This is a genomic window from Prevotella mikamonis (assembly GCF_055381405.1).
On sequence record NZ_AP035785.1, the window covers coordinates 2,815,722 to 2,834,514 of the forward strand.

Consider the following 18,793-nt stretch of genomic DNA (forward strand, 5'->3'; position numbering starts at 1 on the left):
AAAGAAAGAACATATATGAGCGACATCATACAACTTTTACCGGATTCGGTGGCTAATCAGATAGCTGCCGGCGAGGTGATACAGCGTCCGGCCAGCGTTATTAAAGAGTTGGTGGAAAATGCTGTGGATGCTGGTGCCAAGAATATACATGTGATTGTGGTGGATGCCGGTCGGACATCTATTCAGGTGATAGACGACGGGAAAGGCATGTCGGAGACCGATGCCCGGCTCTCTTTTGAACGGCACGCGACGTCTAAGATTCGCAAGGCAGATGATCTCTTTGCGCTGCATACGATGGGATTCAGAGGCGAAGCTTTGGCTTCTATCGCCGCTGTGGCCCAGATAGAATTGAAGACGCGTCGGCCAGATGATGAACTTGGTACAGTATTGACCGTCTCTGCGGGTAAGTTTACCGGTCAGGAAGCATGTTCATGTGCAGTGGGTAGCAACTTCAAAGTGGAGAATTTGTTTTTTAACGTACCTGCAAGACGAAAATTCCTCAAGTCAAACTCTACAGAACTGAACCATATTATCGCTGCTTTCGAGCGTATTGTGTTGGTCTATCCCGATGTGGCTTTTACGTTGCATAGCAATGATTCCGAGGTTTTCAATTTGCGACAGGGGAGTCTCCGGCAGCGAATCATAGAAGTGTTTGGCAAACGGCTCAATCAGGATTTGCTTCCGGTAGATGTTGAAACGAGCATGTGCGATATTCATGGGTTTGTGGGTAAGCCGGAGTCTGCGCGTAAGAAAGGAGTATATCAGTATTTCTTTGTCAATGGGCGCTATATGAAACACCCCTATTTTGGGAAAGCTGTGCAGACGGCTTTCGAGCGATTAGTCCCTATGGGAGAGCAAGTTCCTTATTTCATATACTTCCAAGTGAATCCAGAGGATATTGATGTGAATATCCATCCTACGAAGACAGAAATTAAATTTGAGAACGAACAGCCTATTTGGCAGATACTGATGGCAGCCGTCAAGGAAGCTGTCGGAATGTTCAATGATATTCCGACCATTGATTTTGATACCGAAGGGCGTCCTGAAATTCCTGTATTTACACAGAATACTCATGTAGAAGTGCCGAAGGTGAAGTATAATCCCAATTATAATCCGTTTAAATCGGATAAGCCAGCTAGTGTTCCTAGCCAGTGGGAGGAACTTTATCAGGGATTGGCACAGCCTCATGAGAATGATGTGTTTGCTTCTCGGCCGACCGAGGAGGGCAGTATGGAGTTGCCAGACGAGCATGTAACGGCCGATAAGTCACCTGTACATTACCAATATAAGGGCAAATATATCATGACGGCTGTCAAGTCCGGCCTGATGATAATCGATCAATATCGTGCCCATGTCCGTATTCTTTTCGAACAATACATGCAACAGTTGCAGGTGCATCATGCTCCTTCGCAGAAAGTGTTATTTCCCCAGACAGTTCAATTATCGACTACTGAGAGCCTAACTTTGGATAAAATTCAAGATGAGTTTGTACATATGGGTTTCGAATTTTCTGCCTTGGGTGGAAATAGTTATGCTGTCAATGCGATTCCTGCAGAATTAGAAGGTGTAGATATTCCCACATTGGTCAAAGAAATGATAGTTGCTGCAATGGAGAAGCCGATTGATATGCGAACGGAAATTCATGAGGCTTTGGCATTGGTCATGGCAAGAAAGGCTGCCATTCCTTATGGTCAGGTATTGAGTAATGATGAGATGGAAGGTATAGTCAATAACCTTTTTGCCTGTCAGAATGCCAGTTATACGCCAGATGGTAAAAATGTACTTGGCATCTTAAAACAGAGTGAGATAGAACATTTGTTGAAGTAAAAAACAGAAAAAAACTCAAATAATTGCGGTAAATCAAAAAAATAAATGGTTTTTATCATTTTTTCTTAATAAAAACGTACTTTGTTAGGAATTAATTATTAACTTTGCTCCCAGATTATCGGCTAGTAATGGCATGATAATATATGTTAGAGAGAAAATATTTTTTGATTATAAATAGTAATAGATTATGAAAAAGTTATTCATGGTACTGGCTTTCGCCGGTGTATCAATGGCTACAATGGCACAGGACGCTGATCCTGTTCAGAAATACAGTGTAGCTACAAATTCATTTTGGAGCAATTGGTTCATTCAGGTAGGTGCTGATTGGAACGCTTGGTATTCACAGGAAGAACATGGCTTGGGTCTAAGCAATAGCCCAATCAAGAAGTTCCGTTCTAATCCTGGTGCTGCTGTTGCAATCGGTAAGTGGTTTACTCCTGGTCTCGGTCTCCGTACAAAAGTACAGGGTATTTGGGGTAAGACTGTAACTGACGGAAACAATGCTGGTAATGGCAACAGATACTGGATTGCCAACGAGCAGGTTTTGTTCAACGTAAGCAATATGCTTTGTGGTTACAACCCTGATCGTGTTTGGAACTTCGTACCATTCGCAGGTATGGGTGTAGGTCGTTCTATGACTTATAACAGATATGCTCTTGGTTTCAGTGCAGGTATCTTGAATCAATTCTACGTAAGCAAGAAAGTTGCTGTTAACGTTGAACTTGGTTGGAACAGCATGAGCAATGATATTGATGGAAAAGCTAGTAAGCCTTCTACTCATCGTGGTTGGGACAAGCGTGATAACAACCTCTATGGTGAAATTGGTTTGACCTTCAATTTGGGTAAGGCATCTTGGGACAAGACTCCAGATGTTGATGCTATCAAGGCTCTTTCTCAGTCTCAGATCGACGCTCTCAATGCTCAGCTCAACGATGCTAATGCAGAGATTGCTCGCCTGAAGGATATGTTGGCTAACCAGAAGCCTGTTGAGAACAAGTCTGTTAAGGAATATGTTACAACTCCTGTATCTGTATTCTTCAACATTGGTAAGAGCGTAGTTGCTTCTAAGAAGGATCTCGTTAACGTTGAAGCTTTGGCTAAGTATGCTAAGGACAACAACACTAACCTCCTCGTTACAGGTTTCGCTGATAGCAAGACTGGTACTCCTGAGTTCAACCAGGCTCTTTCTGAGCGTCGTGCTAACACTGTTGCTGATGCACTTGTTAACATGGGTGTTGATCGTGATAAGATCCAGACTACTGGTAAGGGTGGTGTAAACGAACTTTCACCAGTTTCTTACAACCGTCGCGCTACTGTTCAGGTTGCTGAATAATCTAGAATTACGATTCATATATAAGAGGGTAAGTTTTATGCTTACCCTCTTTTTTTGTGCATTTATCTATCAATGAGTAATTGATGGTATCAGCCACAATTGCATAAAGGCATCAGATGAGAGGGCCTTTGTGTGCTTAATCTTTTTCTTATTCAGGAGACTTATTTATCAGATAATGATAGTGAAGGAAAGGCATTTCCTGATGTAGTTTGCTTTGCAGGGCAGGGGAAGAGATTATGTTGATAGTGTGATTGATTCATCTACCATGTAGGAGATACGTTTACCATTCATAATTCAATCATCCAAGCAGTAAAAGTTTTACAGGAATTTCTTTTGGTAGAGGTGATGGTGGACATCGCACATGATATTGCAGATAGTAAAAAAATAAAAACGGACGCCTGAATGAGGTGTCCGTTTTTGTATGAGGAGCGGTAGAAGTCTTTCCTACCTTTCTTCAAAGCAGAGAGAAAATCTATTTCTTTTTGTAGTCAATATAGCGTTTCAATGCTTCCAGGTAGTAATAATCAGCGTAGTTGATAGGTGTATTTATTTCCGACCCGTTGGGCAGCGACCCTACCGAGTGCATCAGAATGAAGCCATTGTTAGTGCCTTTAGCGGCTAGATATCGGGGAGATGACAAACTGCGCAGAATAGTACGGGCATAGTCGAAATATCTCTTACCATCAGGTGTCAAAGTACTTAGCTCAATCAGGGCCGACGCCGTAATGGCAGCTGCCGACGCATCGCGCGGTGTATCGGTGTATGCAGGAGCGTCATAGTCCCAATAGGGGATGCGGTCTTGTGTCTTGACACGTTTCATAATCATGTCGGCTATATTCACAGCTTGCGCTAGGAAGGCTTTGTTACCTGTCTCCCGATAGCATGCAGTATATCCGTATACAGCCCAGGCCTGTCCTCTGGCCCATGCCGAATTATCAGCTTTACCTTGAAAGGTGCATTGCTTTTCCACGCTCCCGTCCGCATTGTAGCTCACCACATGGAACGAGGTGAAGTCTCTGCGGAAGTGATGTTTGATTGTTGTAAGGGCATGCTTGATGGCAATGTCGCGGTATTTGGTATCGCCGGTGAGCTTGCTGGCATTGAACAGCAAATCCAGATTCATCATATTATCAATGATGACGGGGAAGTTCCATGTACCGAAATCCCATGAACGAATACATCCTATCCGCGAATCGAACCGCTTGCAGAGGTTGTCGGCCGTTTCTGTGATGACAGCCTTGATGGTATCGTTGTGCTGCAATCTGAGCGCATTGCCGTAGCTACAGTTTACCATGAACCCGATATCGTGCGTCTCGGTATATCTTCGAATAGGATTGAGCATGGTGGTAAATCGTTCGGCCTCGGTTTTCAACTTGTTATTCTTGGTCAGTTCGTAGGCATACCATAGCGAACCGGGATAGAATCCGCTGGTCCAGTCGTAGATATCGCACGTGCGCAACGTACCCACTTTGTCGGCTGGAGTCTGTTTCACCAGTTCGCGGGCAAAGTGCATACTGTCAGCTTCCATCTGTTTTTCCAGGAAGGCGATGTCGTATCCTCGCCACGACGATCGGGGCAGGGTATTAGGCGTGTTGATGGATTTGGCAGTGTATAAGAGTTGGTGGGTGGCAGTGCGCAAAGCGTTGTCCACCCATTTTTCATTTTGTTTGTCGGCTGCCATAGAACCTGTTGATACCAGTAAGCAAGCCGATAGAATTTGTAGTTTCATGATGAATAAAGGGTTTTTAAGCTGTTTTCCATTGGAGTTGACGTTTCTTACCGTCGATGTCGATATTGATTTTGAGCGAATTCTCGCCTGCATCTACGATGTCAGCCTTGAAAGATTTCACTGCACCTTGCTCTTTACAAGGATAGACAAGTGTCACGAATCGTATCGCCGCATCGCTTTGTTTCTCGGTGCTGAAGCGGATAGCGGGACGCGCCTGTTTCTTTCTGTAGGCCGTCGAATACCATCCTTCTTCCTGTATGGTGCTGAAAGATTGTGGTCCGACGGTCTGTATCACCATATTGCTCTCGCCGTCGTAGCAGGTAGTTACACGATGCTGGGTTTCGTCGATGTCCAGTTTCCCGTCGCAAGGCAGGAAGTGCAGGTCGATAGTTCCCTTGGCATTGCCCAATGCTTCGTCTACAATCACGAAGTAGGTTTGGTCTACAAAGAACACCGTCCGGCGATGTCGTAGGTCGGTATAGCTGGGATTCTCCGTGACGAGTGTCTGTACGTTTCCTTCAGGTCGCCATAGCAGGGTCTTCGAGCTGGTGGTTTGCAGATTCTGCTTGTTCAGCGTCAGGGTGTTGTGTACAGCCGTCTGTCTGAACCAATCACGCTGTTTCTGCACCACACTGTCTCCCGCATAGATATATGAACCGCTGTCGGGAAACAAGTTTTTGCCGTTGTACCATATATCAAATGTGCCGTTGTCGGGCTGACAATGCCACTCTCCCTTCGGGCCGGCCTTGACAACCATCACCGTCGCATTCTGTTTCCATCCGTTTCTGAATACGAAGAAGCCCGACGTGAGGAATCCCTTGGAGAGATAGGTAGGCTGTGCGCCCTTCTTGCCTGTGGATGCGAAGTAGGCTATCTGCTTGTTATGGGGGAACAGTCTCGACCAAGCGCGATAGTCCTTGACAATTTCCTGATAGGGTGTGAGCTTGGCATCGCTGAAACAGGGGTTGGAGTAATCGGGGAAACAGATGTTGCTATACAGCTCTATCATCTTTTCCACCGTATCTATATACGTCTGCGGAATGACGTGTTGCAGACGGTTTGCCTGTGCTATCTCTATGGCTCGGCAGAAGATGTTGATACATGCCAGGTGGTAATGAGGGTCCAGTTCAAACTGTCCCCCGTCGTCATACACCTGCTGATGTATCTCCTTGTTCAGGATGTCCATTCCCTCGCTCTGCCACCGCTTGGCTTCCTTGAATTCGGGGAAGAAAGTCCCTGCGAAGAATATCCGCTGTGCCTCGAAGAGCAAGTGGTTTCCTCGTTCCGAATAGTTGCGCGTGATGTGTACGGCGTGTCTGTGATAGTTGTCGAGAAAGAGGGTGAGAAATTCGGGAGTGAAAGCCGGTGAATTCAGGAAGAGTACAAACTGGTGTATCTGGTCTTGCAGTCGGTGGCTCACCTCCAAAGGCCTCCATGCAAACCTCACGTTTTCCTTTTCCCGCTCGGTAATTTTCACATTGCCCTCGTAGGCATTCTTCTTGATGTCGAGCAGTGGATTCTTAGCTATCCAGTCGGCATATTGCAAAGCCCACTCGCGGGCATAGCGCACGTCATGAGTGGTATGATAAGCCTTGCCCATCGGGGTGAACCATTTGTGCCGATGCAACTGCCATCTTAGTTCGTTGTCCTTGACAGGCCAGTATTGCCAGTCTATGTCTTTGCCGTAATTAAACGACGGCTGGTAGCCATCGTGTACATAGAAAGTGTGGCTCAGTGCTTCCTCAGCCCGTTTTTGCTCTTTGTCGCTCAGCTTCACCTTGGCCGGATTTATGTCCGGGTCTACCACTCCTTGACGCGCCCTGTAGTATTTGAGCAACTCGCGGGCAGCCCCTTTCATATCCTTCTTGGTATAGCACGCCTTTACTTTTTCCAGTCCGGGATAATCTAGATTCAGGTTCTGGAACACGCCGTCTGTCACCCTGTCGGGCGTCCTTCCCCATACAGTCTGGCTACCGACACTCATCAAGAGCAAAAAGGACATTCCCAAAGCTTTTAATTTCATAGTTACGAATGTTTTTGATGGTTGTTTTAATGATAAGGCAAAGATAGTTTAAAAGTCTCATCTGCATCAGTCTATTTGTTGAAAACAATGTCAGTTTTGTGCAATAAAATGCCTGTTTAGGCTGCTTTTGAACGATATTGCTAATTGTTTGGACAATTTTGCTAGTGCGATTCATGCGCTTTTCATAATTTCGCCACATCAGTAATACCATGTATATGAATACAAGAGCAATTATATTTTCGTTGACGATGCCTTTGCCTCTGCTGGCAATGGCACAGAAGCGTCCTAACATCCTTTATATCATGACCGACCAACAGTCGGCCATGGCCATGTCGTGTGCCGGGAATCCATACGTCAAGACGCCCAACATGGACCGTTTGGCGGCCCGTGGCGTGAGGTTTGCCAACGCCTATTGTGCATTCCCGTTGAGTGGTCCTTCGCGTGCGGCGATGTTCACCGGCTACATGCCTACCGAGACAGGTATGCAGGAAAACGGGAATCCTTTGCCCGACTCGTTGCGCAATCAGACCCTAGGCTCATTGCTGTCTCAGGGCGGTTATGAGTGTGCTTACGCCGGTAAATGGCATGTCAATACGGCCGAACTGCCCTCGGCTACGGCATTCGGCTTCACAAAGTTGCACGGTTTCGACGACGAGGGGTTAGCCGAAGCCTGCGTATCATTCCTACGCCGCAAGCACGATTCCCCCTTTTTCCTGGTAGCCTCGTTTAACAATCCGCATGGAATATGCGAGTTTGCCCGTGGGCAGAATCCGCCCGATGGCCGAATCGTGGAGAAGCGTCCTGATGAGCGTCCGCCATTGCCGGCCAACTTTGCCCGTAATCCCTACGATGCGTCGGCACTGTCGTACGAAAAACGCTCCAGCCTGAAGATCTATCCCACGGCCGAATATACGCCCGACGACTGGCGGAGCTATCTGAATGCCTACTATCAACTGGTAGAAACCGTAGATGCCAAGATAGGACAGATAGTCGACGAACTGGACAGACAGCGTCTGTGGGACAACACACTGGTGATATTCACCAGCGACCACGGCGACGGTTGCGCGGCCCATCAGTGGAATCAGAAGACGGCACTCTACGAGAACGTGGTGAATATCCCCTTGATAGTGTGCATGCCCCACGGCAAGAACCACGGCAAGGTGATGTCCCAGTTGGTCAGCAACGGCGAAGACCTGATGCCCACCCTCTGCGATTTCGCAGGCATATCTCTGCCCGCAGGCAGGCTCGGAAAGAGTTGGCGTGCAGCCTTGGAGCGTGGCGATGGCAGTGTGGAGATTCACCCCTATGTCGTCACGGAGACCAACTTTGCCCAGACAGCAGGTACGCTGGGATGGATGGTGCGCACTCCACAATATAAATATGTGATGTACGACACGGGCAAGAACCGTGAACAGCTGTTCGATATGTCGACCGATAGAGGCGAGATGGTCAATCTGGCAGTGGTGGCGCAATACCGCGATGTGCTGCGGGCGCATAGGCATATGTTGGCCGAGTGGATGCAACGCCATCCCTCCAAAGCCACTCGGATGAAGGCGAAGTGGATGCCTGTGGAACAAAAGAAATGATAGTCGGTTTACTGCAAGGGCCTGGCAGCATTGCTGCCTAGGCTCTGCAGCAGTGCTGTTCGGGCTTTGCAGCGATGCTGCCAAGCCGTAGCAGTAAATAGAAGTAGTCTATGATGAAAAACAAGAGCGTATATATCGCAGCGTTGGGACTGTGCTTCGCCACATACAGTGTGATGGAAGTGCAGGCACAGACGCGCATCGTACTCGACGACGTGACGCTGATGCACGAGATGAGAGCCACGCCCTCGCCTGCCGATGGCGACGAGATAACGCGTCGTGCTGTAGCCTTTCAGTGGCCTTTGGGTGTGCAGTTGCCGGTAGCGACAGGCCTGGACGGGCTTGAGAGCGACCGTCCGACCCCCAAAAAGAGCTTCACTTATAAGATAAGGTATTCGCGGAAACCGACGTTTCCCGATGCGGAGACGGTGGAACATACGACGAAATACCCATTCTATAACACCGAGAAGCCCTTGGCTCGCGGCACGTGGTATTGGCAATATGGATACGTGGAAGGGCGGAAGGTGCATTGGAGCAACACACTGAAGCTGGTGATGAATCCTACGGCAGATTATTTCTGTCCGCCGTCCGTGCAGACCCTGCTGTCCAGAATGCCCGATGCGCATCCCCGTGTATTGGTGCTGAAAGCAGATTGGGAGCAGTTGCGCGTCCGAAAGGCCTTGCCCGAATATCGCTGGTATTGCAAGAAGGCCGACCGGGTGATGCAAGGCGAGATGCAGCAGATAGGAAATATACGCACTGCGCGGCTGAAACACCTGACGAACGAGATGCAGGTGAAGGCTTATCTGACGCGCGAAAGCCGGCGCATCATCGACAAGGAAGAAACCGATTGCAACGCACTCATACGCGCCTATCTGCTTACCAAGCAGGCTGCATACGCCCGCGAGGCCATGAAGCGTATCTTGGTGATGATGGACTGGGACAGGAATCCTAATGTGAAGGGCGACTTCAACGATGCCACGCTGCTCTCGCTGGCCTCTACGGCCTACGATTCGTTCTACGATTTGCTCAGTGCTGACGAGAAGGTCAGGCTGCTTGACGTTATCAGAACGAAGGCTCGGAAGATGTATCAGCACTATCAGAACCGACTGGAGAATCATATTGCCGACAATCATGTGTGGCAGATGACGCTCCGCATCTTGACAATGGCCGCCGTAAGCGTGTATGGTGAAGAGCCGGAGGCTGCCGAGTGGCTGCGCTATTGTTACGGTGTGTGGCTCACACGCATGCCCGGACTCAATGCCGATGGAGCGTGGCACAATGGCGATTCGTATTTCACGGTGAATACCCGTACGCTGATAGAGTTGCCTTATTTCTATAGTCGTGTTACGGGATTCGACTTCTTTGCCGACCCTTGGTATCGGGCGAATGTCTATTATACGATGTATCAGCAGCCACCTTTCTCCAAGTCGGGCGGTAACGGCAGTTCGCATCAGAAGAAACTGAAACCCGCGGGGGCGCGGATAGGCTATCTGGACGCCCTGGCCCGACTTACCGTTAATACCCATGCTGCCGATTACGTGCGCCGGACGATGCGTGCCGACTCTACTATTCTGAAGGGAGCATTCGGTGGAAAGTCGGCCGACCTGTCGTGGTTTCGCCTGCTGTGCCATCGCGAGTTACCTGTAGGCGACGGTCTTGACCGTTTGCCGCCGAGCTATATATTTCCCGAATCTGGACTGGCATCGGGCATGACCGATTGGCATGACTATCGGCAGAATGCCATGTGGAGCTTCCGTTCCAGTCCGTATGGTTCTACTTCGCATGCCCTTGCCAATCAGAATGCGTGGAACACCTTCTATGGTGGCGAGTCGCTATTCTATAGCAGTGGGCATCATGTGGCATTTATCGACCCGCATAGTGTCTATTGCCATCGCGGTACGCGTGCCCATAACACCATCTTGGTCAATGGCATGATGCAGCGCATCGGAACTGAAGGCTACGGCTGGATGCCCCGTTGGTATGCCGGTCGGGAGGTGTCTTACGTGTTGGGCGATGCCTCGAATGCCTATGGCGAAGTGGTGTCTGAACTGTGGAAAAACCGTGCTGCGGTGTCGGATGTGCATTTCGACGAAGCGCATGGATGGGGAAAGAATCACGTGAAGACCTATCGTCGCCATCTGGTGAGCCTGGGACGTACGGGTATCATCTTTGTCTACGACGAGTTGGAAGCCGACGAGCCTGTAGAGTGGAGCTACCTTCTGCATGCCGTGTTGCAGCCTATCACAGTGGAACAGCGCGACCGTTGTGTGAAAATATCGACTTCGAATACGCATGGTATCAGCGATGCCTACCTGTTTTCGTCGGGCAGTCTGACCACCGATGTCACCGACCGCTTCTTCTGTCAGCCCGTAAGTTGGTTGCGGGCCGACGAGAAAGGTAAGATGGAAACCTACAGCAATCATTGGCATTTTACGGCTAAAACGGCCAAAGTCCGCCAATATCGGTTTGCTACCATCGTAGACACGCACGCCAAGACGGCGATGCCAAGACCGATGAAGCAGGAGGCCGATGGCACTTGGCAGATAGGAGAGTGGCGTATCAAGTTTGCTCTGGATGGGCAAAAGCCGGGAGCTTTCTGCGTCTATACGCGCGATATGCGCACGAAGGTGGAATATCAGGGCGGAGCAACCACCGTGAACGACGATGGGCAGCAGACGCTGTTGACAGATGTGTTGCCTAAGTTGGAGATATAAGTCTCGTTCGCGTATCTGAACGTTGATAACAGGCTGGAGCAGAATATCGAAGGCCTTGCGACATGAAAAATAATCATAGATAATATAACCAGATGAAACACTTTGCATTTTACCCAGTGATGGCCTTGTGTCTCGGTGTTCCCCTCTGTGTGGGATGCTCAGAAGACACACTGAACGCTAAGGAGAAGGATGTATTAGAACTAGTATCTTATCCCGATTCCCTGTCGGCCGATTCGGTAGATAAAGCCGCATTCGGAGTATTAAACCTGGACTATCCCGGACTGGAAAAAGTAAAAGCGCAGTATGCGCAGGGACAGTATTACTACGCAGCTTGCGAACTGTTGACGTATTATAGGAATCGGGCAAACGTGGTCAATCCTCATGCCGACCTGATGACTCCGACGATAACGCCGGCAGAACAAAACATGGCCGACCAGGCCCTGCAACACCGTTTCTACATCCGCAACTTCAAGGAGAGTAGCGTAAACGGGGTCGATACCTATTATTCTTTCGACAGCAATGGGAAGATAGATTGGGAAACACTGGCAGCAACGATGCCCGACCAGGAGTTCAGGAATCAGCTGCATCGGCATCAGTGGATGCCGGCATTGGCCAAAGCCTATCGGCTGTCGGGCGACGAGAAGTATCTTGATGCGTGGAAGTCGGCCTATCAGGCTTGGATGGCGCAGTATCCGAATCCGCAAGCCAAACCCTCTGACAAGAATGTAGCGTGGGTGGGTCTTCAGCCTACCGAGCGTGTGAGGGACAGGATGGACTTCCTGCCATACTTCATACAGTCTACGAAGTTCGGTGCCGGATGGCTGACTACTGTCCTGAAGGCATTCAATGATGAGGTAGAGACCATCAGGCGAGGGTATTACGGCGATGGGAGCAATATCAAGTTGTCGCAGGCTAAGTCGGTGGCCACGGCAGGATTGCTGATGCCGGAGTTCAAGAAATCGGAAGAATGGTTGAAAGAAGGTGCAGCCGTAGTGAGTCAGGAGTTGAGCAATCAGTTTAATGCCGATGGTGTGCAGAACGAACTCGACCCCAGCTACCATATTGCAGCTATCAGCGACTTCCATGCTATGTATCGGATGGCTCAGGTGAACAATCGTCTGGATGTGTTCTCGCCGAGTTATACGAGTCGTATAAAGGATGCCGTGAAGTTTGTATGCGACTTGATATTTCCGAACTATTCGCTTGACAACTTCAATGACACGCGCAATTCATCTTATACAAAGAGCGTGATATTGAAAAACCTGCGACTTTATGCCGACATGTATCCCGACGATGCAGAACTGCGATGGCTGGCCACCGAGGGGCGTCAGGGAATGATGCCTAAACGCCTGGTGAGTACCTATGCCACATCGGGCTACTATATGTTGCGCAACGGATGGAAGGCCGATGCTACGATGATGGTGCTGAAGAACAATGCCAACCCGAATAACAAATGGCATTGCCAACCCGATAACGGTACATTCTGTATCTATCGGAAGGGTAGGAACTTCTTTCCCGATGCAGGAGTGTACTCCTATGGCGGAACTGCCGAGAGCAATATGATGAGAAATTCTTATGCCGCCACGAAGATGCACAATACGATGACCGATTTGAGTGCGGTCATCAAGAAGGGCTATATGAATGGCAAGATGCTGAAGTGTGAGCAGCAAGGCAATGCACAGTTGCTGGTGACGGAGAATCAATCGTATGCCCGACTGACCCATCGCAGAGCCGTATTCTTTGTAGAGAACAGGTTCTTTGTGATTGTAGATGAAGGCTATGGCGACGGAAACAAGGATAAAATCAATCTGAACTTCCATCTGGCTACGGGTACAGGCGCAGAGACAACGGTGGTGGACGATTTGTCGGCTCAACATGTCTATGGGGCGCACACTGCCTTTGGAGACAATAACAACATGCTCATCCGCACTTTTGCAGAGACGGCACAGGACTTTGCCTGCACCAAGCTCACCTCGCCTTATTCCAACAAACTGGGCGAAGTGAATGGTGACAGGATTGGCTATCAATACACTATCAGGAAACCGGAAAGGGGAGCGGCCCGTTTTGTCACTGTGATTTGCCCGTTTGGAGCAGTTTCCGACTTTGGGAAGCAGAAGATAGAAGCAGGATTTACGGATAATACCAAGGAAACAGTAGGCACTTTCCATGCTGGTGGAGCATCGGTAGAGGTGAGTGTAAATGGTAAAGTATATCAATTGACATACACGCTTTAAAGTTAGACTATGAAACAAAAAATCAAATGTATGACGGGAAAATTTCTCCATGCACTGATGGTGTTGATGGCAGGAATAATGATAGTTTCGTGTTCGGAAGAGACAACGGATAGTGGTAAGTTCCAACTATACTATTCTGATGTTACCGACATAGGACCGTCTATGAGCATGACGCTCTATGCACCTACCTATATCGGTGCGAAACCTTACGACTTTGAGATAACACGCGTATCGCTCGATGGTGAGAATGTGCAGAACGAAAGTTTTGGCATAGATAAGGAAACTGGTGCGATTATCATTGCCAATACCAATCAGTTGGCTATTGGCAGCTATGCGCTGAGCGTGGCATGTACATCGGACGGGAAGCATTACAGCTTTGACGATATAGTGCATATCAATATGATGCGTACGGTGCCGGAAGGTATCGTGGCTACGCCGAAGAAGCTGGACGTGAAGTATGAGGATGTGTTGTCGAAAAGCGAGGCTGATTTACCCACCTCTGCGATAACTACCGACGGAAACCATATCCACATTACGAAGTATGTCGTAGCGAATGTACGACACGAGGGAGAACTGGTAGACAATGACGAGTTGTTCACCGTATCGGATGCCGGAGTGGTCTCGTTTGGCAAGAAACATCAGAACCTGAAACCGGGTAAGTATGTCATCGACATGAAACTGACTACGGCTGTGGTTGATGCGGAATCCAGCGAAGGTTTGTTTGCCAATGCCGTAGAGGTGAATGTGGTGTCGAAGCCTTTGTCGCTGGTCTATGAGCCTGATTTCAGTAAGGTAGAGCTTGGTACTGACGAACCGACCAAGACGGTAGTCCCGAAGATGGTGGGTTCGCGCGATGGACTGAAATACAGTGTGAAGTCGATAGTACCGGCCAATGCGCCTGTCACCATTGATGCGATGACGGGCGAATTGACATTGGCGAAAAACGATCTGGCATTGGGTACAGAATGCAAGGTTACCGTTACGGCGACCAATGCGTATGGCTCTACCGACTTCAATGAGGTATATACTTTCACGATAGTACCGCTTATTCATGCCATCACTCAGTTTGCCTACGAACCGACAGTGGAGATGGTTGAGGGTACGGCGTTGGTGCAAAAGGTGAAGGCTGTGACGGGTGACGAGGTGAAATACGCGTTCAAGGATTTGCCGAGTGTGCTGGCTGGAAAACTGAATATCAACCCACAGACTGGCGAGGTCGGTGCTGTAAAAGGAAACGATATTCCTCAGGGGAATTACAATATACAGGTAGTGGCTGAAAATCCCAAGGGCAGTATGACGGCCACTTTTGTCCTGAAGGTTATCAAGAACAAATATCTCTTCACTTATGTGCATTGGGGAAACAACGTCGGTCTGTCTCCTGTGCGTGGTTATGCCAGCCAATACCGCATCAAATCATCAGGACCACTGGTGATGAAGGTGCAGTCGAGCGATATTCAGAGTGGTGTGGAGGCTGTGTATAGTATTGATACCAAGAATTCGTCGACCTCTGATGCGACTATTGATTCGCGTACCGGCGAGATTACGTTCAAAAAGTGGCAGGCAGGAAAGGTGTTCATGGTGCTTGTCGTTACCACTACCGGTAAGGGTACTTCGGCCGAGGTGACGGTGAAGACACCGGTATTTGTACACTGCTCGGCAGCCGTTAAGGGTATCACTGTCGATTATACACCGTTTGTACTACAGGTGAATCCGCGTACAGGTGGCATCTCGAATGCACCGGCGGTAAGCGGAGGTACACCGGGCAAATTCCTGATGGACTATCGCCGTTCGTTCAACTATTATAATATAGGTGGACCAGCTTCGCATGTGACGGGTGTATTGAAGGGCGGAGATACCAACACCTTCATGTATGAGATGTGGAAGAACTATTATGGCAGTGCAGCCGTGAATGCGGGTGCCCGTAAGCCTGTATCGTATTATGACAATACCAGTGCGCTGAACACGACGTTGTGTTATGTGGATGCAACCAAGGATTGTGCGGTTCGGGTGAATGCCGGTAAATGGATATTTGACCAGGAATATGCCAATGGTGTGTTTATCGGTCAGATGACATATACGAATGACGGCAATGCAAACAAAGTGGCGTCGGGCAGTCAGATATTCCCGCTGGCTATCTGGTTTGATACCAGCTTCAAGTAAAACATGCACTGAATAGTAATGAAATTAATCGAAGAATGAATATGAGAAAGATAATTCTGGATATGAGTAAGAAAGGCATCCTGACGATGTTGTTGCTATTGGTGGGGATGATAGGAGCTTTTGCACAGTCGGGTTTGAAAGGAACTGTGGTCGACGAAGACGGCGAACCGCTGATAGGTGTTACCGTAAGGGCAAAGTCGGGGAACGGCGGTGCTATTACGGATATTGATGGAAAGTTTGTGATTCCGAAAGTGAAGAGCAAAGTCTTTGTATTCTCTTATATCGGGTATAAGAATGTGGAGATGAGACTCACGGCCGATAAGGAGCATCGTATCGTGATGCAGGGCAACAATGCCACGCTGAACGAGGTGGTGGTAGTGGGCTATGGTAATATGAAACGCAGCGACATCACCGGTTCGATAACAAGTGTCAACGAACAGAAAATTCAGAACTTCAAGACAGGTTCGGTGATGGAGGCTCTGGGTGGACAGATGGCCGGTGTACAGGTGACGGCCTCTGACGGTACGCCCGGTTCGGGGTTTGATATTAGGATTCGCGGTGTAGGCACTGTGAACGGAGATTCCTCTCCTCTGTTTATAGTTGACGGGTTCGAGGTGAGCAATATAGACTATCTTGCCAATTCGGATATAGAGTCTATCGACGTATTGAAAGACGCGTCTGCCTCTGCCATTTATGGTGCGCGTGCGGCTAATGGTGTGGTGCTGGTCAAGACAAAGTCGGGTAGGCAAGGACGCCCTGTCATTGCATACAACGGTTCGTTTAGCCTGCGTTCCATCTCTAAACATCTGGATTTGTTAGACCCCTATGAGTTTGCGAAATTGCAGATGGAGATTAATCCTACTAAATATGCGGGGACTTATTATAAGGAAGGTAACGATGCGGATGGTGCGCCTTATCGCTATCAGTCGTTGGATGATTATATGAATGTGGCAGGCATTGACTGGCAGGACGAGGCTTTTAAGTCTACATGGTCGCAGAATCATGACTTCAGTATATCCGGAGGTAGCAAGGAGTCGCAGTATGCCGTCTCGTTCTCACACTTCGATGAAGATGGTATTTTTACCAACAGCAGTTTCCAAAAAAATACCGGGAAGCTGCGGTTGAAGCAGAATATCAATAAGAGCATCAATATGGATGCGACTATTAATTATTCCAATTCGGTGAAAAAAGGCATCGGCACGGCTGGTACGGGAGGAAGTCTGAATGTGTTGTCGAACTTGTTGCGTGCGCGTCCTACGGGTGGATTGCAGGTATCGGACGAGGAGTTGCTCACTTCTGTATTCGACCCTCTGTTGCTCCAGGAGAATGACAGCTATTCCCAAATTAACCCCATCAGGCAGGCTGAGGCTGTGAACAACAGGGTGCAGGCTGAGCTGTGGGGAGCTAATCTGGCCTTCAATGTGAGGTTGATGAAAGGTCTGACGCTGAGGAGTGCAGCTACGTACAATGTAACCAATACACGTTCCGATCTGTTCTATGGCGAGAATTCCAGTCAGGCTTATCGTGGTGGTGGGACGTATGGCTCTACCCAGATGCAGAAAGATTTACGTTGGTCTGCCAATAACACGCTTACCTATAAGACAGTCTTGGAGAAGAAACATCATCTGGAGGCGATGTTGGGACATGAATTCTCTTTCCGTAGCAATGAGTATCTCATAGGGCAAGCTAAAGATTTCCCATTTGAAAATCTTGGTAACGACAATCTTGGCTTGGGAGCGACGCCTAGTCAGGTGGGTACTAATCGCTATGAGAAGAAATTGTTGTCGTTCTTTGCGCGAGCTAATTACAACTTCGATAACCGCTACTTGCTCACCGCTACTTTGCGTGCAGATGGTTCTACGGTGTTTGCCCAGAATCATAAGTGGGGATATTTCCCGTCTTTCTCGGCAGCATGGCGTGTGTCGGAAGAATCGTTCATGAAGAATGTGAAGCCCATTTCCAACCTGAAATTGCGCCTGGGCTGGGGAACGGTGGGCAACGACCGTATTTCCAACTATCTCTCTATGGACCTCTATACAGAAAGCAAGTACGGCGTGGGAAACAAGGTGGTGACGGTACTTACCCCGAAGCAGTTGGCTAATATGAATCTGAAGTGGGAAGGTCAGTCGACACTGAATGCCGGAATTGATTTGGGATTGTTTGATAGTAGGGTGAACCTGTCGGCAGACTTTTATATCAAGAATACCAAAGACCTGTTATTGGCACAGAATCTGGCTTACATCACAGGCTTTGAATCGCAATGGCAGAATATCGGTAAGGTTCAGAATAAGGGATTGGAATTGAATTTGAATACGGTCAATGTGCGCAGCAAGAAGTTGATGTGGCAGACGGATATTAACGTGTCTTTCGTGAAAAACACGTTGAAGTCGTTACAAGACGGAGCACAATCTATGTATTCTGCCACACGATTCAACTCCAATTTCAGTAGTTATGACTACGTCGCAATGGTAGGTGAATCGCTCGGTAAGATTTATGGTTATCAGTTTGATGGTGTTTACCAGATGTCGGACTTCAATCTTACGCCTTCGGGAACGATGACCTTGAAACCTGGTGTGGCTGATATTAGCAAGCATGCCGGCCGTCCGGTGGTTCCCGGTATGGTGAAATATAAGGATGTGGACGGTAATGGCATGATAGATACTGCCGATCGTACAGTCATAGGCAATGGTTATCCCACATGGTATGGTGGTATTACCAACACTCTTCATTATGCAGGTGTTGATTTGAGTATTCTTTTCCAATTTAGCTGTGGAAATGATATATATAATGCCACTCGCATGTTTAATACGCAGACGCAAGACGAACGTAGTAACCAGTTGGCTGAAACAGCCGACCGATGGACTCCTACCCATGCTTCGAACATGGTGCCGTCGGCCAAGGGATATGTGAAAAACGAACTCTATTCGCGCTTTGTGGAAGATGGTTCTTACCTGCGTTTAAAGAATGTAACGCTGGGTTACACTGTTCCGGCAAAGCTTGTCCGTAAATGGCATCTTAGTAAATTACGTGTGTATGGTACGGCTCAGAATCTCTTCTGTCTGACAAAATATAGTGGTTACGATCCGGAAGTGAATATGAGAAATAGTCCGTTGATGCCCGGTTTCGATTGGGGAGCATATCCTAAGAGCCGTGTATTTACATTTGGTTTAGAGGTGCAATTCTAATA

General features: G+C 48.5%; 9 protein-coding genes. 7 read left to right on the forward strand and 2 right to left on the reverse strand.

Annotated elements, in window-relative coordinates:
* Positions 1 to 15: 15 nt before the first annotated feature.
* Positions 16 to 1,827, forward strand: a complete 1,812-nt coding sequence (gene mutL / locus ACZ42L_RS11735; RefSeq protein ID WP_464716190.1) for a DNA mismatch repair endonuclease MutL — start codon at positions 16 to 18, stop codon at positions 1,825 to 1,827.
* A 187-nt stretch (positions 1,828 to 2,014) separates the two neighbouring features.
* Positions 2,015 to 3,160, forward strand: coding sequence for an OmpA family protein (locus tag ACZ42L_RS11740; RefSeq protein ID WP_464699454.1), 1,146 nt, complete (start codon positions 2,015 to 2,017; stop codon positions 3,158 to 3,160).
* 472 nt (positions 3,161 to 3,632) lie between these two features.
* Here ACZ42L_RS11740 and ACZ42L_RS11745 read toward each other — a convergent pair whose 3' ends face one another.
* Entirely contained in the window at positions 3,633 to 4,889 is a 1,257-nt protein-coding gene (locus ACZ42L_RS11745; protein WP_464716191.1) for a glycoside hydrolase family 88 protein, read from the reverse strand.
* 16 nt (positions 4,890 to 4,905) lie between these two features.
* On the reverse strand, positions 4,906 to 6,912 hold the full coding sequence (hepC, locus tag ACZ42L_RS11750) for a heparin-sulfate lyase HepC (RefSeq protein WP_464716192.1): 2,007 nt from the start codon (positions 6,910 to 6,912) through the stop codon (positions 4,906 to 4,908).
* A gap of 215 nt (positions 6,913 to 7,127) precedes the next feature.
* Here hepC and ACZ42L_RS11755 point away from each other — a divergent pair, with 215 nt between their 5' ends.
* The 5 genes from ACZ42L_RS11755 to ACZ42L_RS11775 all read left to right on the forward strand — a co-directional run bounded on the left by ACZ42L_RS11755 (position 7,128) and on the right by ACZ42L_RS11775 (position 18,791).
* The gene (locus ACZ42L_RS11755; protein ID WP_464716193.1) at positions 7,128 to 8,498 is read left to right on the forward strand and encodes a sulfatase family protein; all 1,371 of its coding nucleotides are present in this window, start codon (positions 7,128 to 7,130) and stop codon (positions 8,496 to 8,498) included.
* A 110-nt stretch (positions 8,499 to 8,608) separates the two neighbouring features.
* Complete coding sequence (locus tag ACZ42L_RS11760; protein ID WP_464716194.1) at positions 8,609 to 11,212, forward strand: DUF4962 domain-containing protein; 2,604 nt, start codon at positions 8,609 to 8,611, stop codon at positions 11,210 to 11,212.
* Positions 11,213 to 11,304: 92 nt separating this feature from the next.
* Positions 11,305 to 13,446 carry an alginate lyase family protein gene (locus ACZ42L_RS11765; protein WP_464716195.1) on the forward strand — a complete coding sequence of 714 codons (2,142 nt, stop codon included), beginning with the start codon at positions 11,305 to 11,307 and terminating at the stop codon, positions 13,444 to 13,446.
* Positions 13,447 to 13,455: 9 nt separating this feature from the next.
* On the forward strand, positions 13,456 to 15,606 hold the full coding sequence (locus tag ACZ42L_RS11770) for a surface glycan-binding family protein (RefSeq protein WP_464716196.1): 2,151 nt from the start codon (positions 13,456 to 13,458) through the stop codon (positions 15,604 to 15,606).
* A gap of 35 nt (positions 15,607 to 15,641) precedes the next feature.
* Positions 15,642 to 18,791: a SusC/RagA family TonB-linked outer membrane protein gene (locus ACZ42L_RS11775; RefSeq protein WP_464716197.1), complete on the forward strand. Its 3,150-nt coding sequence runs from the start codon at positions 15,642 to 15,644 to the stop codon at positions 18,789 to 18,791.
* The last annotated feature ends 2 nt before the right edge of the window (positions 18,792 to 18,793 follow it).

Bases quoted from the DNA above. Each gene is read 5' to 3' on its own strand.
- ACZ42L_RS11755 (WP_464716193.1), top strand. From the start codon at position 7,128: ATGAATACAAGAGCAATTATATTTTCGTTGACGATGCCTTTGCCTCTG.
- ACZ42L_RS11745 (WP_464716191.1), bottom strand. From the start codon at position 4,889: ATGAAACTACAAATTCTATCGGCTTGCTTACTGGTATCAACAGGTTCT.
- ACZ42L_RS11760 (WP_464716194.1), top strand. From the start codon at position 8,609: ATGATGAAAAACAAGAGCGTATATATCGCAGCGTTGGGACTGTGCTTC.
- mutL (WP_464716190.1), top strand. From the start codon at position 16: ATGAGCGACATCATACAACTTTTACCGGATTCGGTGGCTAATCAGATA.
- ACZ42L_RS11765 (WP_464716195.1), top strand. From the start codon at position 11,305: ATGAAACACTTTGCATTTTACCCAGTGATGGCCTTGTGTCTCGGTGTT.
- ACZ42L_RS11775 (WP_464716197.1), top strand. From the start codon at position 15,642: ATGAATATGAGAAAGATAATTCTGGATATGAGTAAGAAAGGCATCCTG.
- ACZ42L_RS11770 (WP_464716196.1), top strand. From the start codon at position 13,456: ATGAAACAAAAAATCAAATGTATGACGGGAAAATTTCTCCATGCACTG.
- ACZ42L_RS11740 (WP_464699454.1), top strand. From the start codon at position 2,015: ATGAAAAAGTTATTCATGGTACTGGCTTTCGCCGGTGTATCAATGGCT.
- hepC (WP_464716192.1), bottom strand. From the start codon at position 6,912: ATGAAATTAAAAGCTTTGGGAATGTCCTTTTTGCTCTTGATGAGTGTC.